Below are 25065 nucleotides of genomic sequence, written 5' to 3' on the forward strand. Positions count from 1 at the left end.
CGCATCTTGTCGTGCAGTTAACGCACGCATAGCATCACGGTCAATCGGAGAAGGGAACTCACCCACATGACCATCGCCACGACGGCATCGGCACTCAATGGTGTGTCCGAACGGTCCCCCCTCGGGGACGTCAAGCTCCGCTCAGTCCGGTCGGTCCGGGTGTACTGGCCGGTCACCGGTGAGACACTCGCCGCCCTGGGAGCGGGCCACACCGAGACGCTGCGCGACGACGCGGCATTCGGCTCGCTGCTGCAGGTCCTGCGTTCTTCACCGTGCGCGGGCGACTTCGGTGTCTACAGCGACGTCTTCGAGGTGTGCGTCGGCGTGGAGGGCTTCACCACGGAGCCGGGCGCCCGGCCGGCCTTCGGCTCCGTCGGCGACAGTTCCCTCTCGCCCACGCTCACTGTCACCGTCCACATCGACGCTCGTACGCCGGACGACGAGGTGTCGCACGTCCTCGGCCGCATCCTGGACGCCCATCCATGGGAAGTCCCGGTCGTCGAACTGTCCGCTCCGTTCGACCTCGTCCACCGCGCCTGATTCGACGTCGCCGACCTCAGGCGCTCCTCCCCGCCGCGGCGCGCGGGGCCACCCATCCCGCGCGCCGCAGGCCCTATCAGTGGCCCCACCCCCTCGCCATGCGTTGCCGTCCCCAGCCGCTGCCACTCAAGGACACCTCCTATGTCCCTGCCCTTCACGCCGGGAAGCCCCCCGGCGCAGCCGCACACAGCGCCTTCGTCCCCTCATCAGTCCCCCGCACCGCCCGGACCCCCGTCCGACGCGCCCGGCGAGGCACTGCGCCGCTCCATGACCGCGCGCCACCTTGTCATGATTGCGATGGGCGGCGTCATCGGCTCCGGACTGTTCATCAGTTCCGGTTTCACCATCTCCCAGGCCGGCCCTCTCGGTGCCGTGCTCGCCTACCTCGTCGGCGCGTTCGTCGTTTACCTGGTCATGACCTGCCTTGGTGAACTCGCCGTCACCTACCCCGTCTCGGGCTCCTTCCACATCTACGCTGCCCGTTCCATCAGCCCGGCGACCGGATTCGCCACGGCATGGCTGTACTGGCTCACCTGGGCCGTCGCCCTCGGCTCCGAGTTCACCGCCTGCGGTCTGCTGATGCAGCGCTGGTTCCCCTCGATCGGCGTGTGGGTCTGGTGCGTGGTCTTCGCCGCGGTCGTCTTCGCCGTCAACGCCTTCTCGGCACGGGTCTTCGGCGAGACCGAGTACTGGTTCTCACTGATCAAGGTCGTCGCCGTGGTCGCTCTCATCGTCCTGGGCGGTGCCGCCCTGGCCGGCTTCCACCCGCTCGCCGACAGCGGCCAAGCATTCCCGTCCCTCTTCGAGAACTTCACTACCGACGGCGGCCTCTTCCCCCACGGCCTCTCGGGCGTCCTGGTCACCGTCCTCGCAGCCTTCTACGCCTTCTCCGGGTCCGAACTCATCGGCGTCGCCGCAGGTGAGACCGCGGACCCTGCCACCGCTGTCCCCAAGGCGCTGCGAGTGACCGTCGTCCGGTTGCTGATCTTCTTCGTCGGTGCCATCACGGTGATCGCCGCGATCATCCCGTACGAGAAGGTCGGTCTCGACGAGAGCCCTTTCGTCACCGTCTTCTCGACCGTCGGCATCCCGTACGCGGCGGACCTGATGAACTTCGTGATCATCACGGCGCTGCTGTCGGCCGGGAACAGCGGACTGTATTCCTGCGCCCGCATGCTGTTCTCCCTGTCGGAGGAAGGACAGGCACCACCGGCACTGCGCCGCCTCAACTCCCGCGGAATCCCCATGACCGCGCTGCTCCTGAGCATGCTGGGCGGCCTCGCCTCCCTGCTCAGCAGCGTGGTCGCGGCGGAGACGGTCTACCTGGTACTCGTCTCCGTGGCAGGCTTCGCCGCCGTCGGCGTCTGGATGTCCATCGTCGCCTCCCAGTTCCTCCATCGTCGGCAGTTCGTCAAGTCCGGCGGAGACATCAGGACCCTGGCCTACCGGACCCCGTTCTACCCCGTCGTGCCGGTACTCGCCTTCACTCTCTGCCTGGCATCGCTTGTCGGCATCGCCTTCGACCCGGCACAGGTCACAGCCCTGTACTTCGGCATCCCATTCGTCGGAGCCTGCTTCCTCTATTACCACCTGCGCCACGGGGCCGGGCAGTCGGCCGAGGCGACAAGGACGGAGACGGGATGTTCATGAATCCGACCTGTCTCCTGCTGGACCTCGACGGCACCCTGGTCGACTCGGCGCCGGGCGTCACCGCCAGTGCCGCGGCCGCGCTGCGCAGCGTGGGTGCAGGGGTGCTGGACGAGCCCACCCTGCGCTCCTTCGTCGGACCGCCGATGTACGAGTCCTTCAGGTACGTCGTCGGCCTCGACGAGGAGACGGCGCGGCGGGCCCTGCACACCTACCGGGCCGACTACGCGGAGCACGGTGCCCTCGACAGCTCCCTGTTCACGGGCGTTCCGGAGATGCTCGACGCCCTTGCCGGGCTGGGGATGACGATGGGCGTCGCGACGTCCAAGGTTCAGGACCAGGCCGAACGCATGACCCGGCACCACCGTCTGGACGCCCGTCTGGCTGCGGTCTGCGGCATCGACGAGTCGGCGGGACGGACCACCAAGCGCCAGGTCATCCGGGTCTGCCTCGCCCGGCTGCGGGCACGGGGGGTCGATGTCTCCAGGCCGCTCATGGTCGGCGACCGGGCGTACGACGTGCAGAGCGCGGCGGCCGAGGGGATCCCCGCCGTCCATGTGCGGTGGGGCTACGGCGGCCCCGAAGAGGCCGCAGGCGCCGTCGCGTCCGTCGCCGGGCCCTCAGAACTGGCCGACCTGCTGACGAACGATCCGGCCTGACGGGCCGAGCGTCGGCCCGCAGCCCCGAAACACCCCTGTCCTACCGGCCGGCCGTGCGCGTCGCACGGGTCGGCACCCCCGCCCACGACACAGAGACAAGGTCGAACAGCACATGGACCGCTTCCCCGAGCCCCGCCTGTGGGCCGCCCTGCGCGAGCTGACCGAGACGTCCGTCCACACGGACCTCACCCACGCCTTCCATCCGGGCCAGCCGCACTTTCCGGCGTTCCCGGACGAGCGCCGCGAGATGCCCTTCGACATGAAGCGCGGCGACGGCTTCAATGTGCACCTCTACACGCTCGTCGGCCAGTGGGGGACCCACGTCGACCCGCCCGTGCACTTCGTGGACGGCGCACGCACGCTGGACAACATCCCCGTCGAGGAGATGCTCCTGCCGCTGGTCGTCCTCGACATCTCCGACCGTGTCGAGGCCGATCCCGACTCCGTGCCCACGCTGGACGACGTGACCGCCTGGGAAGACCGCAACGGCCGCATACCGGCCGGGTCCTTCGTGGCCCTGCGCACGGGCTGGAGCCGCCGCTGGCCGGACCCGTCCGCCATGGCCAACCGGGACGAGGCGGGTCTCAGCCACGCGCCGGGCTGGTCGGGCCCGGTACTGCGCCATCTTTTCGAGGAGGTGGGCGTCACCGCCATCGGTCACGAGCAGACCGACACCGACCCCGGTCTGGCCACCTCGGCAGGCGACTTCAGCCTGGAGCGGTATGTCCTGGAGCGCGACCGGTGGCAGATCGAACTGATGGCCAACCTCGACCGGGTCCCCGAGGCGGGCGCCCTGATCGTCGCGACCTGGCCGAAGCCGCAGGGCGGTTCCGGCTTCCCGGCCCGGGTGTTCGCCCTCCACGGGACGGAGTGCACCGTCCGATGAGACAGCCGGAGCAGTAACCGATGCCCCCGCCCCGGCGGCCAGCAGGCCGCCGGGGTTCTTTCACGACCAGGACCAGGAGACCATGGACGCCGTCGATGAGAAGATCATCGCTGAACTGACCAGCAACGCCCGCATCACCCACGCCGAACTCGGCCAGCGTGTGCAGTTGTCCAGGAACGCCGTGCGCCAACGGGTGGAACGTCTCGAGCGGCAGGGGCACATCGGCGGCTACACCCTGGTCCGCCCGTCCGGCACGGCGGCCGCGGATCTGGTCCGCGCCCATGTGCTCGTATACCGGAAGGACCGGATGCGCGGCGGGGACGTCCTCGCCGCGATCAGGCGCATCCCCGAAGTTGTCACCTGCGATGTGCTCAGCGGCGAGTTCGACCTGCTGGTCAGTCTGGAGGCCCGGTCCTTGGAACGCGTAAGGGGCATCTGGGAGCACATGGCCCAGATGCCCGGTGTACGTGACACGGTCACCACTCTCGCACTGTCCCGCGTCGTCGACCGCGGCCGGTCCTGAATCGCAGGGGCGAGGGAGCTGCTGCCCCCCGGCGGACCGGCGGGCAGCAGCGGTACGCGGGCTGCCCCGCGAGGCCGGCCGCGTACCTTGCCTCAAGGGCTGCGGGCGTCCCGTCAGACGCCCGCCCGGAGCAATTGCTCGGCGCTGTCACGGTCGAGCAGTCCGCTGTCGACGACGACGTCCAGCACGTCGGCACCGGTGGCCAGTGCCTGCCGGGCGGCCTCGGCCGCTGCCGCGTACCCGATGCGAGGTGTCAGCGCCGTCACCACCCCGACGGACCCCGCGGCCTGCCGCGCCAGTCGCTCCTCGTTGGCCGTGATCCCGACCACGCACAGGGTACGCAGGGTGGCGCAGCCGCGAGTCAGCCACGCAATGTGCTGGAGCAGCAGGTGACCGATGAGCGGCTCGAAGGCGTTGAGCTGCAACTGCCCGTTGTCGGCGGCCATGGTGATCGCCACGTCGGCCCCGGCCGTGGCGAAGGCGATCTGGTTGACCAGTTCCGGGATCACCGGGTTGACCTTGCCCGGCATGATCGAGGAGCCGGCCTGGCGCGGCGGCAGGTTGATCTCCCCGAGGCCCGACTGCGGGCCGCTGGACAGCAACCGCAGATCGCTGCAGATCTTCGACAGCTTCACTGCCGTGCGCTTGAGGACCCCGGACACCTGGAGGAACACACCGGTGTCGGAGGTTGCTTCGACGAGGTCGGACGCCGCCTTCAGATCCAGCCCGGTCAGTGCCCGCAGATGCCGGACAGCGGCCTGGGCATAACCCGGTGCCGCGGTGACGCCGGTGCCGACCGCGGTGGCGCCGAGGTTGGTCTCGGCGAGCAGCGGAAGCGTTTCGGAGATGCGAGCCGTGTCCTCGGCCAGGGTGACGCCGAACGCGGCGAACTCCTGGCCGAGTGTCATCGGGACCGCGTCCTGCAACTGGGTGCGGCCCACCTTCACGACATGCCGGAACTCCCCGCCCTTGGCCGTGAACGCCTCGGACAGGAGGCCGAGTTCAACGGAGAGGTCGGCGAGAGCCGCACTCACGGCGATCTTCAGGGCCGTCGGGTAGACATCGTTGGTCGACTGGCATCGGTTGACATCGTCGAGCGGGTGGAGGACGTCGTACCGTCCACGGGCACAACCCAGGCGTTCCAGGGCGAGGTTGGCGATGACCTCGTTGGCGTTCATGTTGGTGCTGGTGCCGGCACCGCCCTGGACGACGTCCACGACGAACTCCTCGTGGTATCGACCCCGTTCGATTTCGGTGCACGCCTCGGCGATGGCCCGTGCCTTGCGCGGCTCCAGAGCACCGACCTCCTCATTGGCCATGGCCGCCGCGTGTTTCACGGCGGCCATGGCCCGCACCAGGTGCGGGTGGGAGGCCGCGGAGACACCGCTGATCCGGAAGTTCTCCAGAGCGCGGGCGGTGTGCACGCCCCAGTACGCCGCCCGGGGGATCTCCACCTCGCCCAGAGAGTCGGACTCGATGCGGAAGCCGCTCACCGGCCGTCGCCCGTCCCGTTGAAGCAGACGACCTTGGGCTGGGTCATCTCCTCGTAGGCGAACCGCACCCCTTCACGGCCCATGCTGCCGTACTTGAAGCCGCCGAACGGCATCGCGTCGAAGCGGTAGTCGGAGGAGTCGTTGACCATGACGCCTCCGGCGTCCAGCCGCCGGGCAGCCCCCAGGGCACGGTCCAGCCGGGTGGTGAAGATACCGGCGTGCAGGCTGAACTCGATCTCGTTGGCCCGCTCGACGGCCTCCTCGAACGAGTCGAAGGGCTGGAGGACGACGACCGGTGCGAACGCCTCGTCCTGCCACACCGCAGCCGTGCCCGGGACCTCCTCCAGGACCGTCGGGGCATAGACACTGCCCTCGATCCGATTGCCGCACAGCAGAGTCGCCCCCTGCTCGAGCGCCTCGTCGACAAGGGCCTTGGCAGCGGCCGCCGAGCCGGCTGTGATCATCGGCCCTACGTCCGTACGCTCGTCCGTCGGGTCGCCCGCCCTCAGCCGCAGTGTTCGCGCGACGAAGGCGTCACGGAAGGCCGCGTACACCTGGCGGGCGACAAGGACCCGCTGGACGCCGATACAGTTCTGGCCGGCCGCCCAGAAGGCACCGGACACACAGCCCTCCACGGCGGCGTCCAGGTCCGCGTCCTCCATGACGATCACGGGCGCGTTGCCGCCGAGATCCATCGCGAGTTTCTTCAGTCCCGCCGAGCGGGCGATCGCCTCACCGGTGCGGAAACCTCCGGTGAAGGACACCATCCGCACGTCGCGCGAAGCGACGAGGGCCGCACCCAGCTCGGGCCCGCCGTTGACGACGGTCACGACCTCCTCGGGCAGACCGGCCTCGACCAGGGTGTCCACCAGGCGCAGCGCCGACAGCGGGGTCAGCGCGGACGGTTTGAGTACCACCGCGTTGCCGCCCGCGACGGCGGGCCCCAGCTTGTGGGCGACCAGGTTCAGCGGGTCGTTGTACGGGGTGATGGCGGCGATGATCCCCAGCGGCTCCCGGGTGAACCACCCCTGGCGGTCCTCGGAGCCCTCGTACGCGTCGAAGGGCACCACCTCACCGGCGTTGCGCCGGGCCTCGGCGGCCGACAGACGCAGGGTATTGACCGCGCGGGCGGTCTCCTTGCGGGCCTGGACGAGGGTCTTCCCCGCCTCACTCACGATCAGCCGGGCGAAGGACTCGGCGCGTTCCTCCACCAGCCGGGCCGCGCCGTCGAGGACCTCGGCCCGGGCGGCCCGCGACATGGCCCGCGCAGTGGTGCGGCCGTCACGGGCCCGCAGCATTACGGCTTCCAGGGCGTCCGCAGCGACGACACAGACCGAACCGATCGTCTCGCCGGTGTAGGGGTTGCGCACAGGCGCCATGTCGTCGCCGAGGTGCAGCGCGGTGTTGATCACGGTCTCAGACACGGTTCGTCTCCTCCAGCTCACGTGCACCGTCCACCGGCGCGCCGACGCATGCCACGCCGGCGGCTCCCCGGGTTCGGGTGCCACGGTCGTTGTGGCTCTCATGGATGCTGATGATGTCCGACAGCAGCGCGTACGCGGTCTCCGTGCGCCCCGCGCCCGGCCCGGAGACCGTGACGGTTCCCAGCAGGTCGGTGTGGAAGGCCACCGCGTTCACCGGTCCTGAGACCCCGGCCAGCGGGTGGCTGTCCGGCAGCGCCACGGGGGCGACGCGCGCGTCCACCCCGCCGTCGGGGCGCCGGGTCGCCGATCCAACCAGTTTCCAGCGCAGTCCTTCGGCCGCGGCTGCCTCTATGTTCTCGGCGGTGATGCCGGAGATGCCTTCGCAGGGCACGTCGGCGCGCTTCAGTTCCGCGCCCAGCACCTCACCGGCCAGGATCATGACCTTCAGCTGGACGTCATGCCCCTCCACGTCGGCGGTGGGGTCGGCCTCCGCGTATCCCAACGCTTGAGCCTCGGCCACCGCGTCGGCGAAGTCCAGGCCGCTCTCCAGTCGGCCGAGGATGTAGTTGGACGTGCCGTTCATGACGCCCTCGACGGACGACACCCGCAGCCCCCCGAACATCCGCCGCGCCGTGCGCAGCACGGGCGTGCCGCTGAGCACTGATCCCTCGCACTCGAAGGCGACGTCATGACGCCTGGCCAGTTCCTTCAGCTCGCGCCCGTGCAGTGCCACCGGGCCCTTGTTGGTGGTACAGACGTGCTTCCCGGCCTCCAGCGCCCATCGCATGTGCGACAGCGCGGGCTGGCCGTCCTCGGGATTGGTGAAGGTCGCCTCGGCGACGATGTCGGCCGGGACCTCCCGGATCACCCACTCGTTGCGGGGATCAGAGCTGCCGCCCGCCATGCGGGAGAAGTCCAGTTCGCTGGGCGTGGCCGCGAGCAGCGGAGCCAGTTCGATGCCGTCGGTGCGCACCAGCGAACCGGCACGCAGATCGGTGATGGCCACCACGCGCAGACCGAAACCCAGTTCGGCGGCAAGCGCGTCGCCCCGCTCGGTGATCAATTCGGCGAGCGCGCGGTTGACACCGCCGAATCCGATGAGGGCGAGATCGTATCGGGTCATCTGGTTCTCCTTCACGTGGACCCTGTGCGTGCTGAACAGCGTTGCGCCCGGGGCTGTCATCCGGACCGTGCCGATGCGGCCGAGACTCATGCCGATCTGCTCCTGCGACGAGCGGATCGCTATAGTGCCGACGTGACAGCATTCGGCCCCGACAAGCGATCCGAGCGGTCCCAGCAGGGCGGTGACCGGCCCGGTCCCGGAGGATCCGGGCCGTCCGGGAGCAGCCGGCCGGGCAGGAGCGACTCCGGGAACTCCACGGCCTCGTCGCTGCGCACCGGACTGCGCCTCGTCGACGCCGTGGTCGACCGCGAGCGGTCCGGGCGCACCGGGTTCAATGTCAGCAGGCTCGCCGACGAGATGGGCCTGGAGCGCAGCAAGGCCTCACGGATGACACAGGAGCTGTGCGACAAGGGCTTCCTCGAACGCCGCGAGGACTCCACTCTGCGCGCCGCCCACGAGTTCTTCGCCCTGGCGGCCTCCCTCAACCCCGGTCTGTTGCACAGCAGCCGGGCAATTCTGCGCCGCCTCGCGATCCGGCACGGAGCGAGCGCACGGCTGTCCGTCCGGGACGGTGTCCTCGTACGTCTGCTGCGTGCCGAGCCCTCGCCCGCCATGGCCGACCAGTGGCTGACCAGGGCGACGCTGGTGACCCCCTGCTGGTGTACGGGCGCGGGCCGCGCACTGTTGTGGGACCACACCGAGGAGGAGATCGCCGTGCTGCTGGCGGGTTACGAACTCATCGGAGTCGGCGGCCCCAACGCCGCCCACTCGGCCGCCGAGGTCGCCCGGGCCAACGCACGCGACGCGCCCGGAGGTCTGGTCACCGCGCACGGGGAGTTCGAGCACGGCATCACCGAGTACGCCGCGCCCGTGCGCGACGCCCGGGGCCGGGTTTTCGCCGCCGTCGCCGTCCTGGGGCGGCAGAACGACCTCGCCCCGCACGAGGAACTGGTCCGCACCGATCTGACGGCAGCGGCGGCCGAGTTGGGGAACCTTTCCTGACCAGGCCCGCGTAGCAGCGGCCTGTCAAAGTCCGCCCGCTCCTGACCGGCTCTCGTTCTCGCCGCCGTGCCCCGCCCGCGATCGGCCGGAACCACGTCGGTTGCAGTTCGTCAGTGCCCCGGTGCCCCCGCTTCGTCCTCCGCGGCCAGTTCACCTTCCTCACGCCTGGTCAGGTGCCCCTGCGGCGCCTGCTTGGCCAGTCCGATGATCCTCGACAGTTCCGCCTTGGTGATCCGGCGCGGACTGTCGGCTACCGGCCGGTCTTCCGTCCCCTCCACACTCAGCATGTTGAAACGGCGCAGCCACCACCGCGCCGTCTTTGCATGACAGCCCAACTCCGTCGCGATCCCTGCTACCCGCAGACCGTCCCGGCTCAGAGCGATGATCCGCGCTCTCGCCACCAGGTCAGCCGGCGCGTACCGCGTTCCAGCCTCCGCTGCTCGGCTTGGGATGGGAAATGGGTTGGATGGGCGGCGCCTCCCCGTGCTTGCATGATTTTCATGGTGTCTATCGACCGTATACTCGCCTTCGCGGCCATGTCATTCTTGCTGATCGTAATTCCCGGTCCCAGTGTGCTGTTCGTGATCGGGCGAGCGTTGGCGCAGGGGCGCCGTGCCGCGCTGGCCACGGTTGTGGGGAACACGGTCGGCGCCTACATCCTGATCGTGGCTGTGGCATTCGGGGTCGGGGCGGTGGTGGAACGCTCGGTTCTTGTCTTCACGGTGCTCAAGCTGGTGGGTGCCGCCTACTTGGTGTTCCTCGGCGTCAAGGCATGGCGCGAGCGCGGGTCGTTGCAGCCGACGGCCACTGGGATGGGAGTCGCGCAGGGAGGTCTGCGGACGTTTTGGGAGGGGTTCGCCGTCGGGGTGACCAATCCAAAGACGATCGTGTTCTTCGCCGCTGTGTTGCCGCAGTTCGTTGACCGCAGTCAGGGGGATGTCGCGGTGCAGATGCTGCTGTTGGGCCTGGTCTTCAACATCATCGCTGTGGCGTCCGACATGGCGTGGGGGATGATCGCGGCCACTGCCCGGGACTGGTTCGCGCGCTCGCCGCAGCGGCTTTCTTTGGTGGGCGGGATCGGCGGGCTTGCCATGATCGGCCTGGGAGTCACCGTCGCTGCGACAGGGCGCAAGGACTGATCCGTTTCGGCCGGTCGCAGGGCTGGAGCTAGTACTCCAGTGCCACTTCGTGATGCATCCGGTCGCGGGGGTAGCGATCGTCGCTGGCGGCCCGCCGTCACCTGCTACGTGGACGTCCAGCCCGACAGAACGCCCGCCCCGGGTCGCTGCGAGCTGCTCCACTTCGTCTCCGGGCCGCCCGACCTGCTGCGCCCGTCGCTCGCACCCAGCACATCAGCGAGAGGGGCACTTCCGATGCCAACAGGGCTGGATCTCTCACCTGGTTTCATCTACGGCGTCAACAAGAGGCGACCTGTTCGAGGGAATAAGCCTTCTATGGATCACCTGCCTGCTGGGGAAACCCGAAGAATGGATCATGGCCACACAGCCGTACGGAGGATCGGCGCCGCTCGCCGTCCCGTCCTCCGTTTACGCCTTGAACAGGAAGTACCGCCATGCGCCTCATTCGCCCAAGTCGCCCGTCAGCCCGCCGCCTCGCCCTCGCCGGTATGGGGCCGCCCTGCTGGCAGCCGTCAGCACATCTCCGTCCGGCGCCGCTCCGGGGTCGTATGAACCCGGTGAATACACCTTCGTCATCAAGAACGCCTGCATCACGGATATCCAGGGCACCATCGAGCCTGGGCAGACATGTGCCGAGGTGTACGGGGGGTTGGACGTCCACGTCCCCGACGCGCAGGGGGCGGCGGTGAACAAGCGGCAGTACTTCCTGGCGGATTCCGACAAGGCGGTCGATGTCTGTGAGGAGAACCGTCCGCTCAACGAAGGGAAGCAGGCCGACGACCTGCCGTACAACCAAGGCGCCGGGCAGTTCGAGCTGACCCAGAACTTCACCGGGGAGCAGGGGGAGTGGGGCTTCGTTATCGATGCCTGGCTCATGGACTACGACACCAACGAGGATGACAAGATCTGCACTGGCTCAAGCCCTGAGATCCATTCATACCGCCAGGCGTACGGAGCTGTCTGGTCGTGCGATGGTGATGACGGGGTGAAGTTCACGGTGGAGTACAGCGTGCGGCCGGCCGCCGATTCGGCCGGGCTCGGCCTGGAGGGGCCCCTGGCGGGTCTGTGACCGGGTCCGGCTCCGTCGACTCCCTGATTCTCGGGGAGACGAGGGTGGGCCGGTTCTCCACCGTCTCACTCTCGGACACCGGCAGGCGGCTCCGCTTGTACCCCGGCGGGCGCAGGCAGGCCCGGCACCACCTGTGGACCGGAGTGGGCACCGAAACGGTCACCGCGTGATCATCGGGGGTTGTGTGGACCCTTGAGAATCGTGCGGTGGCCGTGAGCCACGGCATAGTTGCCGTGCGTTGGCGGGCGATGTTCGACCAAGCCATGGCCCGAGTCGCGGGCCGGTTCAAGCGGGTCGAGCCGCGCGCCACGGCCCGTGCGTTCGGGCTCGGGTTGCTGTCCGGCGTCGAGCGGAAGAATTGCTGGCGGCTGGCCGAGCAGGCCCGCCGTGCCCGCCCCGGGCCGATGCAGCGGCTGCTGCGAACCGCCCGCTGGGACGCCGACGCCTTCCGTGACGACGTGCGCGCCTACGTCCATGAGCATCTCGGCGCCGACAACGGCGTGCTGATCGTCGACGAGACAGGCTTCCTCAAGAAGGGCGCCACCGCGGCGGGCGTTCAGCGGCAGTACACCGGCACCGCGGGGCGAATCGAGAACAGCCAGGTCGGTGTCTTCCTTGCCTACGCCTCCAGCAGAGGGCGGGCGTTGATCGACCGCCGGCTCTACCTGCCCGACACGTCGTGGTCCCGGGACGCCGAGCGCCTCACCCGTGCCGGGGTACCCGACCAGGTGAAGTTCGCGACCAAGCCCACGCTGGCCGGGCAGATGATCGCGGCCGCGCTGGACGCTGGCATCGGCGCATCCTGGGTGACCGGCGATGAGGCATACGGGCAAGACCCCGGTCTGCGCGTGCTACTGGAGTCCCTCCGGACCGGTTACGTCCTGGCCGTCGCCTGCAGCACCCGGGTGCGGATCAACCAGGGGCGAACCGCTGCCCGAGCGGATGCCGTCGCCGACCGCCTGCCCGCCTCGGCCTGGCACCGGCAGAGCGCAGGAGCCGGAGCGAAGGGGCCGCGCTACTACGACTGGGCCTGGATCGAGATCGGCGCCGACAGCCACCGGCACCTGCTGACCCCTCGCAACCCGAGCAGCGGCGAACTCGCCTTCTACCTGTGTTGGTCCCCAAAACGGATGCCGCTGTCCGAGCTGGTCAGGGTGGCCGGGACCAGGTGGTGCATCGAGGCCCGACCCACCAGTTCGTCAATCAACCGGTTGTCCAAAGACTTCGCTGACGCCGTCTCAGACGGCTCGGCGGGTTCGACCTCGTTCGTGTGGTCGCTGGTCATCGATGCATCTTCCATGGTCGGGAGTTACACCGAACGTTTTACAGTCCCAGGTCCGGTTGGTGCGTTCAGGGTTCCGCCTGGGCGTTGTGCACGATCCGCTTCGCCCAGTAGTTCACCGGCCACCCGAACCCGGACCGGCTGGATCCCTACACACGGATCAGGAACCGGGCTCAACTCTGTTTCCACCGGTCAGCGGCACGGCGAGCGGATGGTGTGGCGGTCGCCCCACACGAGGGGGAGGCTTCGGGCAGCTCGTAGGGGCTCAGCCGTCACGGCTTCAGCTTGTCGGCCTCCCGGACCTCGTGGAGGTGGATGAGGACATCGAAGGACTTGGCGATCGCGGTGTCGCGCGGTTCCTCGGGGAACTGCGTGCCGACGTTGAGCGTGGGCCGGGCGGTGTTCAGCCAGGCGCGTACGGGGGCCGGGGTGTTGCGGGCGTCGAGGTAGAAATTCCGGTAGCGGACCTTGTCGAGGGTGGCCTCGTTCGAGCCGGCCTCGGCGGCGGGGACGATGAACTTCTTCCACTCGCCGCCCAGCGCGGCGTCCTTCGACAGGAAGGAGCCCTGGTTGAAGGTGAAGCCGATGGGAAGGTAGTTCTTGCCCATGGTGTCGCGCAGGAACGACCCCTGCGTCTTGGAGTACGTCTCGGGATTGCTGGCGACGTAGGCGACGTGGTCGTTGTGGGCGGACAGCAGCACCTTCTGGCCGGTGCGCCGCTGCCACCAGGAGACGTTCTGGGCCATCACCTCGTCACGGAAGCGCTGGGCAGCGGCGTTCGACTCCGGGTCCTTGGGGTCGAGGGTGAGGAACTTGGTGGTCTGGGCGACGGACCGGGCGTTCTGCTCGGCCCAGTCGAACGCGTCGCCGCCGGAGCCCTTCAGATCGCTGATCAGCTCCAGGGCCCGCTGTGCCTTGACGGCGAGCTGCTGCCGTTCCGCGAGCGGCTTGCCCAGGTAGGCGAAGACGTCGTCGATCGGGCGCAGGCCGGTGTAGAACTCGTTGAGCCGCGGCAGCGCCTCCGGGTGGTTCTTCTGCACGTAGCCGGTCACCCGGTCGAAGAACTCGTCGCTCAGTGCGGGAGCGCCGATGTCATCGCCCATGAAGTGGACGGTGCGGGCGGGGTGGTGGCGGTTGTAGTCCCGCATCCACTCGATGAGGCTGACGAACTCCTCTCGTTCCCAGGGCGAGTTGGTGAGCGTTTCCTTGGCGATCTCGCGGGCGTCGCCCTTGCCGGTCTGGAGGTATTCGTCAATCTGAAGACCCGCGGACCAGCTCAACTCCAGGGCGAAGGTGGTGAAGCCCTTCTCCTCGACGAGGTGGCGGAAGACCCGCTCCTTCATGGCGAAGAACTCGTGTGAGCCGTGAGTGGCCTCGCCGAGGCCGACCACCTTCGCGTCGCCGATCATCGCACCGAGGGCCCGAAGGTCAGTCGTGTTCCGACCGGGTTCGGTCGATCGCAGCGGGTGGGCCGCCTGCTCCAGTGCACGGACCGGGTTCTGCTTTCCGTCGGCCGTGTGGGCCAGGGCGGCCTGATCCGTGGTGGGGACGAGGACCGCCCCCATCACTAGCGCCGTCGTCACCAGCAGTCCCCGTCGGCCGATGTGCTTCCGCCACATGGTCATGCTCTCTGCCCCTCAGCGTGCTTAACTGCAACTTGCTGCTGCAACCTGAGTTGGATCATCGCCCGCGATTCCCGTCCCGCGCAGTAGTGGCAGCTCCCAAACCTCTTCGGGGGATACCCCCCGCTGGGAGGGGCGAGAGCTGCACCAGGGCAGCCGTTGCCCGGCCGCGCTCCGAACTGGGGAAGCTCAGGGCCTGTGCTCCCCGCGCTGCCGGACCTCGGAGATGAGCGAGCCACCGCAGCGGTAGGCCAGGTGTACGTGGGACAGGACGTTGAGGAACGCCAGGTCGGCGTGGGCTCCGGGGTGGTGCGGCCGATGTCAGTGCGGCGTAGGGCCGCCGCGTCGCCTGCCGAGGCGGTCATCGCCACTCACTGCACGGGAGGTCAAGGCGCACGCTCCGTACTGCCGGGTCATCTTCACCGTGTACGAGATGAAGCGCCTCGGCCGCGACGCCGTCGAACACACCGCCCGCGCCGACCACGGCCTGGTCCTGGAGAGGCTCGCCGGGCCCCTGCCAGGCACCTGCGACCCCACCGGCCCCGTTAAGAGGTCATCGTAGAGGTCGTTTTCGTCCGTTATTTCATCCAGGTATGAAATGTTCTGTGGCTTTCTTCGGGTCGTGCCAGGAGATGGTGTTCTCGCTGGTGAGGCGGCGGGCCATGAGGTCGGTCATGGCAATGTGGATCACGGCTTCGGAGCGGGTGGGCAAGGTTTTGTGGTCACGCGCCGGGCGGCGGTGGAGCATGGGCCGGCCGTAGGTCCGCTCGACCGCCCACCGCTTCGGGACCGGGGTGAAGCCCCTGCTCCCGGGCTTGCGGGCGGTGATCTCCGTGTCGGTGCCGAGGGTGGCGGCATGCTCGGTGTCGGCGGTATCCGCCGTCGGCCCACACCTTGCGGATGCCCGGATGGTCGGCAGCGGCCTGGTCGAGCAGTGCGGTGCCGGCCACGGAGTCCTGCACGCCGGCCGCGGTCACCAGTACCGCGAGGAGGAGGCCGAGCGTGTAGGTGGCGATGCTTCGCTTCCTGCCGACGCTCTTCTTGCCGGCGTCGATGCCCTGGCCGGTGGCGGGAACGCTGGTGGAGGTCTTGACGCTCCGGGCGTCGATCACGCAGGCCGCTGGCTCGGCATCCCGGCCCTCCTTCTCCCGCAGAGGCTGCCGGAGCAGGCCGCTGAGCTGGGCGAACACGCCCTCGTCGGCCCATTTGGAGAAGTAGCCGCAGACGGTGCTCCAGTGCGGGAAGTCGTGCGGAAGGTACCGCCACTGGACCCCGGTGCGGTCCACGTACAAGATCGCGTCCATGATGTCGCGCAGCTCGCGCTCGTGCGGCCGGCCGAGAGCCAGGGTCCTGCCGCGGTGCTCGAGACGCCACGCGGTCAGGACCGGCTCGATCAACTCCCGGCGGGCATCGGACAGATCACTCGGATACGGACGCCGTTTCGGCGTGCTTCCGGCGTACCGCGCCGGACCGAGTGCGCCCAGGCGCACAGCAATGGCGACGGAAGCACACGACCGCGGAGACCGGCCATCCCGGGATGACACAGGAGCACGTAACCTTCCGCCCCACCCGCCCCGCAGACATCGCCCCCTCCACAACCTCACCTGCACCACACCCCCACGCTCCGAGGATCCTCCGATAGCGGGCAGTCGAGACGAAAACGACCTCTTGTGAGCTGGTGCGTGATTGCATTGGATACGTGGGGGCCTGTGCTGCGGGTTTGCGTCAGCCGGTGGTGTTGCGGTCGGAGACGAGGCCGGCGACGGCCGGGTAGGTGGCGGGCAGGTTCTCCCGGCGGTGGGCCCAGCGGACCAGTTGCTTCCGGCGTTTGTGATCGGCGAGGGCGTGTTCGACGGTGATGCGCTTTGAGGAGTGCCGGTGTCGGGCTCGCAGGCGGGCTTCGAGGACCTCGGGCGGGCTGATCCTGTTTCCCTTCCCGGGCGGGGTCACGGCCTGGCCGGGACGATCGCGACGGAGCCCGGGACAGCCGTCGTCCAGAAGGACCTCCACGTCGCGAAAGTGCTGGAAACAGGTACTGATGCCTTCGTTGCGTGCGGCGGTCGTGTCGTGCATCCGCCCTGGTCGCAAGGCATCGGTCCAGAGCGTGCGGCCCTGCTGGTCGGCGATGACGGTGGCCTTCATGGTGTTCTGTTTCTTCTTGCCCGGGACGAACGCATGGCGCCCGCCGCGGTCGGCCGGGGCCGGCAGCCCTCGTATCTCGGCGATCGCACGGGTGATGGTGGAGCGGTCAACGCCGAACAACAGCCCCAACGCCGCATGCGGCAGATCGTGCCGCAGGTGAATCAGCGTGGCCACGAGCCGGTTGATGAACACCAGCCGATGCGGGGCACCGGCTCCTGCCTCGCGCTTCCTGACCCCGCCGCGAGCTTCGTGACGACGCCCCTCGACCACGGCCTGCCACGGTCCCGCCAACACCTCAACCAGGGAGGCGAGATGCCCCCGGGAGACCCCTGTGAACACCTGATGCGCGAGAACCGTCCGACCGAGCATGATTGCCACATCCAGATCATGCCACCCACCAGCAAGAACACATCACCCGCTATCACGCACCAGCTCGTTAGGGAGCGCAGAGAATCAACGTGTTGCTTTCCGCTCTGCGGCTCGTTGATGTGGCATGAGCATCTCCGAGTCGATCCGTGGTCAACTCGCCCTGCGGTTCGAGGCGTTGTTCCCGCACCTCGACGAGCGGCAGAGGCACCTGCTGATGGCAACCGAGGCCCGGTTGCTGGGCCATGGCGGGATCCGGGCCGTCGCGCAGGCGGCCCGGGTCAGCGAGACCACGATCCGCAAGGGCGTGGACGAGCTGGAATCCGGGACGGAACCGTTGGGACGAATCCGCCGGCCCGGGGGCGGACGCAAGAAAGCAGCCGATATGGACCCGGGACTCCGGTTGGCCCTGTGCGCCCTGGTTGAGCCGGACTCGCGCGGGGATCCGATGTCACCGCTGCGCTGGACGACGAAGCCGACCAGGAAACTGGCGGGGGAACTCACCCGGAAGGGGCACAAGATCGGCGCTGACACGGTGGGTGACCTGCTGCGAGAGGAAGGTTTCAGCCTGCAGGCCAACGCCAAGACCATTGAGGGCGCCCAGCACCCGGACCGCGACGCCCAGTTCCACTACATCAGCGAGCAGGCCCAGGCCCATATGGACACCGGACAGCCGGTGATCAGCGTGGACACCAAGAAGAAGGAGCTGGTCGGCGAGTACCGGAACGCTGGGCGAGAGTGGCGGCCGACCGGTGAGCCGGTGAAGGTCAGGACGCACGATTTCCTCGACCGGCAGGGACCGGGCAAGGCGATCCCGTACGGGATCTACGACATCGCCGCGAACACCGGCCGGGTGAATGCCGGCACGGATCACGACACCGCGGCGTTCGCGGTCGCCTCCATCCGCCGCTGGTGGCAGGCCCGCGGCCAGTACGACCACCCGGCCGCCAACCGGCTTCTGATCACCGCCGACGCAGGCGGCTCCAAACGGGCACCGCACCCGCGCCTGGAAGACCGAACTCGCGGCGCTCGCTGCCGAGACAGGACTGGAGATCACGGTCTGCCACATGCCGCCGGGCACGTCGAAGTGGAACAAGATCGAGCACCGGCTCTTCTCCCACATCAGCATGAACTGGCGTGGCAGGCCGTTGACCAGCCACCACGTCATCGTGAACAGCATCGCCGCGACCACCACCCGAACCGGGTTACGGGTCGAGGCCCATCTGGACACGGGTGCCTACGACACCGGAATCAAGGTCACCGACGCCGAGATCGACGCCCTGCCGATGCTCCGCCACCGCTTCCACGGCGACTGGAACTACCCCCTCAACACTGCACACGCGCGGCCGACGCCCCGGGCAGCCGACCCCACCACACCGGCAGATACCGCCCCCGCCCGGGCCTCAGCCCGTCCCGGCCCCGTCTCGCTCCGCGACCCGGAACTGACAGGCATGACGGCCGCACAGCTGGACCAGCTGATCCGCACGCTGATCCCTGCCCTCGATGACAGACGCGAGAAGCGCCGACACCAGCAGCGCGGCGGCAATCGGCTCCGGGCCCGGGGCGCCGGCGCCAAGGACACGCTCACCGCACCCGACCGGATCCTCGCCGCCGTCCTCCACCAGCGGAGGATCGGCACCCACGACCTCCTTGCCGCACTCTTCGGCGTCACCCGCAGCACCATGCCCAGAGCCGTGCAGGAGGTGCAGCCTCTCCTGGTCGAGCTCGGCCACGCGATCCCGCCGTCCACCGCAAGGGTCCGCGCGCCTGCGGACCTGACAGCTTCCCTCACCCCGGAAGCCGCCCAGCACAAGATCAAATCCGCATGTTGATTCTCTGCGCTCCCTAAACGGTGACGCCTGGCAGGACCAGCTCAAGGCCGTGGCGGACGCAGGCTTCCGGGGGATCGCGCATGACCGGCGTGGTCACGGCTGGTCAACGCCGGTGTAGAACAGGTACGACTTCGACACGTTCGCGGACGACCTGCATGACCTGATCACCCAGCTCGACCTGCGCGACGTGATCCTGGTCGCCCACTCGATGGGGGGTGGCGAACTGGCCCGGTACATCGGCCGCCACGGAACCGACCGCGTCAAGTCCGCCGTCCAGCTTTCCGCAGTGCCGCCGCTGATGCTGCAAACGCCGGACAACCCCGAGGGCGTGCCGCAGAGCGTCTTCGACGACATCAAGAAGGGCATCCTGACGCAGCGCTCGTAGTTCTGGAAGGACACCGCCGTCGGCTTCTTCAGCGCCAACCGGGACGGCAACAAGGTCACCCAGGACACAAGGACGCCTTCTGCTACATGGTCATGGCCCAGACCATCGAGGGCGGGGTCGACTGCGTCGACGCCTTCGCGTCCACGGACTTCCACGAGGACCTGAAGAAGTTCGGCGTGCCGATGCTGATCGTGCACGGTGACGATGCCCAGGTCGTCCCGATCGACGCGACCGGCCGCAAGTCCGCGAAGATCATCCCGAACGCCATCCTCAAGGTCTACCAGGGCGGCTCCGACGGTATCGCCCTGGTGCCGGACGACAAGGAGAAGTTCAACCAGGACCTCCTGGACTTCCTCAAGAGCTGACTCCGCCGCAGGCCACCGGCAGGTCGGGTGAGGGGTCTCCCTCGCCGCCCTGCCGGTTCTCGGCGGGTTCCGGACCCGAGCCCGGACCAAGACCACGGCCCCGGCCTGGGTCACCCCTGAATCGGGGCGCCGTCCGCCGGGCACGGGACCGACGACGAGCACAGTCATCCCTTCTGCGCACCCCCGCCGCCGGACCTGTCGAAATGGAGAGGGCGAGGTCTGGGCGGGCGGGAGTGCCTCGGGGATCGGCGGTCGGCCAGTCCCTCACGCGTCGGCGGGGCCGCGCGCCGGTGCCTCGGACGGCACCGCGACGCGGTGCACAGAGTGCAATGGCACCCGCCCAGCACTTCAGGAATGGGCGGACGAGCAGGCACGAGAGTGGCCCGGATCCCGATCGGATCCTTCCCCTCCCGCGTTCTGCACCTCAGCTGCCCACCAGCGCATGCCAAGTGGGCACTGGTCCAAGCGGCTTTGCAGCGCGTTTGCGGACGGCAGGCTGCCCGGTGTCGCGAGCATGATCCCCGGTAACCGCCCGTTTTTCCCCCGCTCAGGACGCGCTGCGTTTCCTCGCGCCCGCGGTCTTCTTCGTGGTGCCCGTTCCAGGGCCGCGCGTCCGGAATCCGGCCTCGGTGGCCTTGCGCTGCCCGTGCGTCCAGTTCAGCGCGAGCCACACGGTCTGCAGGAGGACCAGCATCGGAGGACCCTCCCCTAACCCCTAGGGGCCGGGAGACCCACGCGCTGGTCCGACAAAGCCGTAAGACAGGAGGGCCGCGCCGAGTGGACCGATGGGCCGGACTGGTACGCCATTGTCGCTCCCGAGGAGCTCGCCGCCGACAAGAACTTGGCCGCCGATCGGGCGCTCGACCCGCGTTGGTCCACCCGCATCGCCGCCCGCGACACGGCCGAATCGGTGCAGGCGATCTGGGCCGATCGCACCGGAGCGCCGCTGTCTGCGGGTGGGTGCGGGCGGTGGCGAGGTGGCAACTGATCGACACTGCATTGTTGTTGGCCTCCGTCCGCCGGTTTTTGTGGCTGCGAAGAACGGCAGCCCGGTCGGGTTGGTGCGCAACGAGGCCGGCGTCGTCACCCAGCCGGCGGGTGCAGGTACACGCCAACCGTGTTGAGTCGTTCCCGCCCGGGCGCCGACGACACGGCGAGGGGCCGCGCCGTCGGCACTGTGCCCTCCCACGCCGCCTCAGCGCTGCGGGTCGGGGTGTCGATGGCACGACTGTCGGCAGACGGTCGATCGGCCGCCCACCCTGATTGATGAACGACACGGAGCAGGACTCCAGCAGGACGTCGGTGTGCCGTCCTACACCGCTAGTTGGATCATGAGCCCATCCTCGTGCAGTACGAGGTATGAGTGGGGCGGAACAGAGACTGGAGGCAATTCGAGACACTGATTCTGCATAGAGGACTGGCATGGCTCTACGAGGCGCCCGAACGATTTCCGTACTCACGGTCGGCACGGTGACGACATTGATGGCAGCGCTCACCCCCGTGACGGCGTTCGCGGCGGGGGATCCGCTCCAGCAGTACGCGCAGCAGGAACTCCGTTGGGAGCGCTGCGATCCGGGCCGTCCGGCGACGTTCGAGTGCGCGAAGGTCAAGGTGCCGCTGGACTACAGCGACCCCGGGGGCCGGAAGATCGACCTCGCGATATCGCGGGTAAAGGCGAACGGCGCGAAGGAGCGGCACGGCGTGCTGCTGATGAATCCCGGGGGACCGGGCGTTCCGGGGCTGACCATGCCCGTGGAGATGGAGCCGTTGCTGTCGGCGGAGGTACGGGAGCGGTTCGACCTGGTCGGCTTCGACCCGCGCGGGGTCGGACGGAGCGCGCCGATCAGCTGCGGTCTGACGGTCGACGAACAGGCCGTCCAGCGCCCCTACACCGCACGGACGTTCGCGAAAGATGTGGCCCTGACCCGGTCGGTGGCCGACAAGTGCTGGGCCAAGGCGGGCGACATGCTGCCGCACCTCACCACCCGCAACACGGCACGGGACATGGACGTCGTCCGGGCGGCACTGGGGGAAGAGAAGATCTCCTACTTCGGGTACTCGTACGGCACCTACCTGGGCGCCGTCTACACGCAGATGTTCCCCCGGCGCTCGGACCGGTTCGTGCTCGACAGCGCCCTCGATCCGACGCTCGCGTGGCGAGGGACGTTCCGGGGGTGGTCGACCGGGGCCGAACTCGCCTTCACCCGCTGGACCGAGTGGGCCGCCGCCCGCAACGTCACCTATGGTCTGGGGCCGACTCCGGCGAAGGTCCGGCAGACGTACTGGGAGCTCATCACCCGCGCCGACCGCACACCCGTCCCGACGAACGGTGGGGCGCTCAGCGGCGGCGCCATCCGTTCCCAGTACGGTGCGTTCGTCGGCGTCAAGACCGTCACCCCGTGGATCGTCGCATTGAAGGCTTCGGCCGCAGGCGGACCGCCCGCGCCGGCCACGCCGACCGCGTCGGCCGAACCGACTGTCCCCGGCTCCACCCCGGTTCGGTCCGCCGACGCGGGGGCATTTGGTGCGGACGTTCCTGCCGACAACCAGTCCGCCGTTACCTGGGCCGCCTTCTGCGGCGACACCCGCAGCTGGCCGCGAAACCCCGAGCAGTACCGCCGGGACGTGATCCGAGACCGTGCCAAGTACCCGCTGGCCGGAGACCTGGGGGCCACCATTCAGCCGTGCGCGTTCTGGAAGTCGGCGGCCAGGGAGTCGGCCACCGTGGTGAGCAACGACGTCAGCGCGCTGATCGTGCAGAACCAGTGGGATCCGCAGGCGACGCTGGCCATGGCGCAAGGCATGCGGCGGGCGCTGCACGGTGCGCGGATGGTCACCGTGGCTGGCGGCGAGGGCCACGGCGTGGTGGTGGCCGGACCGTCCTGCGCGGACGCCGGCGTCACGCGGTACCTGACCACGGGCCGACTGCCCGCGAAGGACCTGACCTGCGGTGGCCAGTGACCTGAGTCGGAGACTCATGGGCGGGGGAGGCCGACTGGCGTGCCGAAACGGGCGGCATCATTTTCGGAAGTGCGTTGGCAAGGGAAAGGGTGGCCCTCCCGCTCCGCGTACTTGCGCCTACTGCCAAGCCCTCTCCTACCGCGAAGAGCACGGACAACTGGAGGTCCCCGTTCCCCAGGTACGTCCGCCTTCGTAGACCAACCAGATGGGGCAGCTGTCTTCTCGGATGTCGGCCAGGGTGGCGCAGGTACGACGCCCCGGTAGGCGAATTGCGAGGGGTCGGGCCAGGATGGAGGTAACCCGAATGCAGCAGTGTGGCGGACGTGATCCGCAGTATCGGGCGCTGTTGTCCACGGAAGAGGCCAGCCGCTCCTCCTTGACGAGGTCCTGACGGTGACCGTACCCGAGGCGCAGACCCCAAGACCGCCACATCGATATCAAGGCGCCACATCGAGATCAAGGGGTGAGCAGTCACAAACAACGACCTGTGTGTAGCTCCCAGCACAGCGTGCAGCGGTGCGACGGGATGTCAGCCAGCGGGGCAAGGAGGGTGTCGTGCGGCAGTTGAGCGCGCTTGATGCGCAGTTCCTCGGTTACGAGAGCGACACCAATGTCGCCAACATCGGAGGCTTGTCGATCGTCGACGGGCGGTTTTCCCGGGACGACTTGGTCGAGCTGGTGAAGGAGCACTGCGCGATCACCCCTGTGCTACGGCAGAGGCTCATGACGGTGCCGTTGGGCCTGGATCGCCCGTACTGGGTGGAGAACGAGTCCGTGGACCTGGACTATCACGTACGCGAGCTGGCCCTGCCGCGACCTGGCAACGACCATCAGTTGGCCGAGCAGGTCGCTTGGCTGCACGAGCAGCGCCTGGACCGCTGCTATCCGCTGTGGGAGATGTACGTGATCAGCGGGCTGCACGGCAAGCGCGCAGCGGTGTACGTCAAGGCGCATCACGCGGCGGTCGACGGCGTGGGCGGGACGGTGCTGCTGAACGCTTTCATGAGTCGGGAGCCGAGCCCGCAGCGTCAGCGCCCCCGCCCGCGTGCGCAGCCTGATCGCGTCCCGCCCACAGCTGAGGTCCTGGCGAGGTCCGTGGCGGGGATGGTCGCCCATCCCGCGCGCCTGACGAGGTCCGTCGTTGAGACAGTGCCGTATCTCGATGAGATTCCGCTGGTCTCCCGGCTACCGGGGGCGGTCTCGGTGTCGAAGGCGGTCCGGTCGGTGACCCGTCGCCTCGCTGGGCTTGAGGGAGCTCCGGAGCTGCCGAGCCTGGCCGTGCCGTGGACGCCCTTCAACGGACCGATCTCCCGCCACCGGCGCTTCGCCTTCACGGATCTTCCGCTGGACGAGGTGAAAGGCATCAAGAACGCCTTCGGCGTGACGGTCAACGACGTGGTCGTTGACCTTGCCGCGACGGCCGTACGGCGGTGGCTGATCGGCCACGACGCACTGCCCGAGGAGCCGCTTGTGGCCTGCGTGCCATTCGCGCTGCGCAGGAAGGGCGTAGGGGAGACCGGTAATCGGATCACTGTGATGCTCACCTCGCTGGGGACCCAGATCGCCGACCCGCGCGAGCGGCTGCAGGCCACCCACGAGGCGATGCGGAAGATCAAGGAGCGCTTCGATCTGGCCCCGGCCCAGTGGTTGCAGGGGCTCTGCGAGAGCGTGCCTGCCGCGTTGACCGGTCTGGCTGATCGCGCGCTCTTCGGGCTGCTGGCCCGGGGGTGCCCGGCGGTGAATCTGACCGTCTCGAATGTCCCCGGCCCGCAGATCCCGCTGTACATGTGCGGCCGAGCGGTCCTCGCTCAGTACCCGGTGTCCCTGATCAATGATGCGGGCGGTGGCCTGAACATCACTGCGTTCTCCTACAGGGGTGAGCTCGGTATGGGGATCGTGGTCGACCGCGCGATGGTTCCTGACGTCTGGCACATTGCCGACTACCTGCACGACGCTTTGGAGGAGCTGAAGTCGCTGGTCGGGTAAGGCGCCCGGGCCTTGGAGCCCGAGTCCGGTCCTACGGCGGGGCCTCGCGAGAAAGTAGGCGGCCACGACCGGGGCCGGAATGAGCTGTCGCCGTGGTGCGTACAGGCCCGGCGGGCGGCACGACCGGCCGAGCGGCTGCGTCCTCAGCCACCGCAACATGTGCTCCGAGGTTGCCAACGCCGTCCCGAAGGTGTGATCGATGCTCCGGCAGGACGCTACGACTCTCCTGCTCCACTTCCCGTCGCCGGTCCGCCAAATCCATCACATAGGGGGTTTTCCCTCGACGTCACCGGACTGGCTTCGTACACGACAGTGAGCAGCGTTCTGACAGCAGTTCGGGAGGTGCTGTGGAGGCTGGCCCACGTCGAATGTTCACGGCTTCGAGCAGCAGCTCGGGGGCTGTGGTCGAGGTCGGCCGTCTGCCGCTTCCAGGGAGCCAGGGCAAAAGCGCTGGCTGCGCGCATGATGGGGAGGACGGTGCTCGGATTGGGACGCCCTGCTGGCCGCCTCGGGATATCTCCGCTGATGGCAGACTCGATCGCCCCACCTGCGGCCAGATATCTCCCGCTCTCGTACTGTTGGCCACCGGCAAGGGGCGAGCGAGGGCGTTCATGACGCG

19 protein-coding genes and 4 pseudogenes are annotated in these 25065 nt (G+C 68.6%); 14 read left to right on the forward strand and 9 right to left on the reverse strand.

The genetic code is table 11. The annotated features are described in order from the left end of the window. The first annotated feature begins 66 nt into the window (after positions 1–66). The 5 genes from ACFYW1_RS04500 to ACFYW1_RS04520 all read left to right on the forward strand — a co-directional run bounded on the left by ACFYW1_RS04500 (position 67) and on the right by ACFYW1_RS04520 (position 4255). Complete coding sequence (locus ACFYW1_RS04500; RefSeq protein ID WP_388986817.1) at positions 67–540, forward strand: hypothetical protein; 474 nt, start codon at positions 67–69, stop codon at positions 538–540. Positions 541–807: 267 nt separating this feature from the next. Beyond that, positions 808–2190, forward strand: a complete 1383-nt coding sequence (locus tag ACFYW1_RS04505) for an amino acid permease (RefSeq protein WP_388986820.1) — start codon at positions 808–810, stop codon at positions 2188–2190. Then, a complete protein-coding gene (locus tag ACFYW1_RS04510) occupies positions 2187–2846 on the forward strand; it encodes an HAD hydrolase-like protein (protein WP_388986823.1) in 660 nt (219 codons plus the stop codon). The genes ACFYW1_RS04505 and ACFYW1_RS04510 overlap by 4 nt, the downstream gene beginning before the upstream one ends. A gap of 112 nt (positions 2847–2958) precedes the next feature. Continuing rightward, on the forward strand, positions 2959–3732 hold the full coding sequence (locus ACFYW1_RS04515) for a cyclase family protein (RefSeq protein WP_388986826.1): 774 nt from the start codon (positions 2959–2961) through the stop codon (positions 3730–3732). An 82-nt stretch (positions 3733–3814) separates the two neighbouring features. Then, complete coding sequence (locus ACFYW1_RS04520) at positions 3815–4255, forward strand: Lrp/AsnC family transcriptional regulator (RefSeq protein WP_388986829.1); 441 nt, start codon at positions 3815–3817, stop codon at positions 4253–4255. Positions 4256–4368: 113 nt separating this feature from the next. Here the strand turns inward: ACFYW1_RS04520 and ACFYW1_RS04525 are convergent, their stop codons facing one another. The 3 genes from ACFYW1_RS04525 to ACFYW1_RS04535 are packed head-to-tail and all read right to left on the reverse strand — an operon-like array spanning position 4369 to position 8295. Further along, positions 4369–5748, reverse strand: coding sequence for an aspartate ammonia-lyase (locus ACFYW1_RS04525; RefSeq protein WP_388986832.1), 1380 nt, complete (start codon positions 5746–5748; stop codon positions 4369–4371). After that, positions 5745–7172 (reverse strand): aldehyde dehydrogenase family protein, encoded by a 1428-nt coding sequence (locus ACFYW1_RS04530; RefSeq protein ID WP_388986835.1) that lies wholly within the window; start codon positions 7170–7172, stop codon positions 5745–5747. The genes ACFYW1_RS04525 and ACFYW1_RS04530 overlap by 4 nt, the downstream gene beginning before the upstream one ends. Further along, entirely contained in the window at positions 7165–8295 is a 1131-nt protein-coding gene (locus ACFYW1_RS04535) for a homoserine dehydrogenase (protein ID WP_388986837.1), read from the reverse strand. Before ACFYW1_RS04535 ends, ACFYW1_RS04530 begins: the two co-directional genes overlap by 8 nt. 132 nt (positions 8296–8427) lie before the next feature. Here ACFYW1_RS04535 and ACFYW1_RS04540 point away from each other — a divergent pair, with 132 nt between their 5' ends. Continuing rightward, positions 8428–9297, forward strand: coding sequence for an IclR family transcriptional regulator (locus tag ACFYW1_RS04540; RefSeq protein ID WP_388986840.1), 870 nt, complete (start codon positions 8428–8430; stop codon positions 9295–9297). 110 nt (positions 9298–9407) lie between these two features. Here the strand turns inward: ACFYW1_RS04540 and ACFYW1_RS04545 are convergent, their stop codons facing one another. Continuing rightward, positions 9408–9698, reverse strand: coding sequence for a helix-turn-helix domain-containing protein (locus ACFYW1_RS04545; protein WP_388986843.1), 291 nt, complete (start codon positions 9696–9698; stop codon positions 9408–9410). Positions 9699–9797: 99 nt separating this feature from the next. Between ACFYW1_RS04545 and ACFYW1_RS04550 the strand changes: the two genes are divergently transcribed. From ACFYW1_RS04550 to ACFYW1_RS04560, 3 genes are all read left to right on the forward strand, one after another. Then, on the forward strand, positions 9798–10436 hold the full coding sequence (locus ACFYW1_RS04550; protein ID WP_388987013.1) for a LysE family translocator: 639 nt from the start codon (positions 9798–9800) through the stop codon (positions 10434–10436). Between the two features lie 355 nt (positions 10437–10791). Beyond that, positions 10792–11505, forward strand: a complete 714-nt coding sequence (locus ACFYW1_RS04555; protein ID WP_388986846.1) for a hypothetical protein — start codon at positions 10792–10794, stop codon at positions 11503–11505. A gap of 206 nt (positions 11506–11711) precedes the next feature. Continuing rightward, entirely contained in the window at positions 11712–13106 is a 1395-nt protein-coding gene (locus tag ACFYW1_RS04560) for an IS701 family transposase (protein WP_388986849.1), read from the forward strand. Here ACFYW1_RS04560 and ACFYW1_RS04565 read toward each other — a convergent pair. Then, entirely contained in the window at positions 13060–14412 is a 1353-nt protein-coding gene (locus ACFYW1_RS04565) for an erythromycin esterase family protein (RefSeq protein WP_388986852.1), read from the reverse strand. The two genes, ACFYW1_RS04560 and ACFYW1_RS04565, sit on opposite strands and share 47 nt — an antisense overlap. Positions 14413–14598: 186 nt before the next feature. Then, positions 14599–14771, reverse strand: a pseudogene (locus ACFYW1_RS04570) (imidazolonepropionase); the annotation flags it as partial. A gap of 71 nt (positions 14772–14842) precedes the next feature. Here ACFYW1_RS04570 and ACFYW1_RS04575 point away from each other — a divergent pair. After that, positions 14843–14971 carry a hypothetical protein gene (locus tag ACFYW1_RS04575; RefSeq protein WP_388986855.1) on the forward strand — a complete coding sequence of 43 codons (129 nt, stop codon included), beginning with the start codon at positions 14843–14845 and terminating at the stop codon, positions 14969–14971. Positions 14972–14992: 21 nt separating this feature from the next. On the opposite strand, the pseudogene ACFYW1_RS04580 reads toward ACFYW1_RS04575, so the two are convergent. After that, a pseudogene (locus ACFYW1_RS04580) lies at positions 14993–15893 on the reverse strand (IS5 family transposase). A 241-nt stretch (positions 15894–16134) separates the two neighbouring features. Then, entirely contained in the window at positions 16135–16920 is a 786-nt protein-coding gene (locus ACFYW1_RS04585) for a transposase family protein (protein ID WP_388987016.1), read from the reverse strand. A gap of 124 nt (positions 16921–17044) precedes the next feature. Between ACFYW1_RS04585 and ACFYW1_RS04590 the strand changes: the two are divergent. Together ACFYW1_RS04590 and ACFYW1_RS04595 are read left to right on the forward strand one after the other, a co-directional pair. Next, a pseudogene (locus tag ACFYW1_RS04590) lies at positions 17045–18749 on the forward strand (ISAzo13 family transposase). Between the two features lie 13 nt (positions 18750–18762). After that, positions 18763–19499 (forward strand): annotated as a pseudogene (locus ACFYW1_RS04595) (alpha/beta fold hydrolase); the annotation flags it as partial. A 547-nt stretch (positions 19500–20046) separates the two neighbouring features. Here the strand turns inward: ACFYW1_RS04595 and ACFYW1_RS04600 are convergent. Continuing rightward, positions 20047–20193, reverse strand: coding sequence for a hypothetical protein (locus tag ACFYW1_RS04600; protein ID WP_388986858.1), 147 nt, complete (start codon positions 20191–20193; stop codon positions 20047–20049). A gap of 776 nt (positions 20194–20969) precedes the next feature. Here ACFYW1_RS04600 and ACFYW1_RS04605 point away from each other — a divergent pair. Beyond that, the gene (locus ACFYW1_RS04605) at positions 20970–22460 is read left to right on the forward strand and encodes an alpha/beta fold hydrolase (protein ID WP_388986861.1); all 1491 of its coding nucleotides are present in this window, start codon (positions 20970–20972) and stop codon (positions 22458–22460) included. 555 nt (positions 22461–23015) lie between these two features. Then, complete coding sequence (locus ACFYW1_RS04610; RefSeq protein ID WP_388986865.1) at positions 23016–24446, forward strand: wax ester/triacylglycerol synthase family O-acyltransferase; 1431 nt, start codon at positions 23016–23018, stop codon at positions 24444–24446. The last annotated feature ends 619 nt before the right edge of the window (positions 24447–25065 follow it).

This window comes from Streptomyces sp. NPDC002669 (assembly GCF_042889165.1).
In the GTDB taxonomy this organism is placed as follows: Bacteria; Actinomycetota; Actinomycetes; order Streptomycetales; family Streptomycetaceae; genus Streptomyces.

Bases quoted from the DNA above. Each gene is read 5' to 3' on its own strand.
- ACFYW1_RS04500 (WP_388986817.1), top strand. From the start codon at position 67: ATGACCATCGCCACGACGGCATCGGCACTCAATGGTGTGTCCGAACGG.
- ACFYW1_RS04505 (WP_388986820.1), top strand. From the start codon at position 808: ATGACCGCGCGCCACCTTGTCATGATTGCGATGGGCGGCGTCATCGGC.
- ACFYW1_RS04510 (WP_388986823.1), top strand. From the start codon at position 2,187: ATGAATCCGACCTGTCTCCTGCTGGACCTCGACGGCACCCTGGTCGAC.
- ACFYW1_RS04515 (WP_388986826.1), top strand. From the start codon at position 2,959: ATGGACCGCTTCCCCGAGCCCCGCCTGTGGGCCGCCCTGCGCGAGCTG.
- ACFYW1_RS04520 (WP_388986829.1), top strand. From the start codon at position 3,815: ATGGACGCCGTCGATGAGAAGATCATCGCTGAACTGACCAGCAACGCC.
- ACFYW1_RS04535 (WP_388986837.1), bottom strand. From the start codon at position 8,295: ATGACCCGATACGATCTCGCCCTCATCGGATTCGGCGGTGTCAACCGC.
- ACFYW1_RS04550 (WP_388987013.1), top strand. From the start codon at position 9,798: ATGGTGTCTATCGACCGTATACTCGCCTTCGCGGCCATGTCATTCTTG.
- ACFYW1_RS04555 (WP_388986846.1), top strand. From the start codon at position 10,792: ATGGCCACACAGCCGTACGGAGGATCGGCGCCGCTCGCCGTCCCGTCC.
- ACFYW1_RS04565 (WP_388986852.1), bottom strand. From the start codon at position 14,412: ATGACCATGTGGCGGAAGCACATCGGCCGACGGGGACTGCTGGTGACG.
- ACFYW1_RS04575 (WP_388986855.1), top strand. From the start codon at position 14,843: ATGAAGCGCCTCGGCCGCGACGCCGTCGAACACACCGCCCGCGCCGAC.
- ACFYW1_RS04585 (WP_388987016.1), bottom strand. From the start codon at position 16,920: ATGCTCGGTCGGACGGTTCTCGCGCATCAGGTGTTCACAGGGGTCTCC.
- ACFYW1_RS04600 (WP_388986858.1), bottom strand. From the start codon at position 20,193: ATGCTGGTCCTCCTGCAGACCGTGTGGCTCGCGCTGAACTGGACGCAC.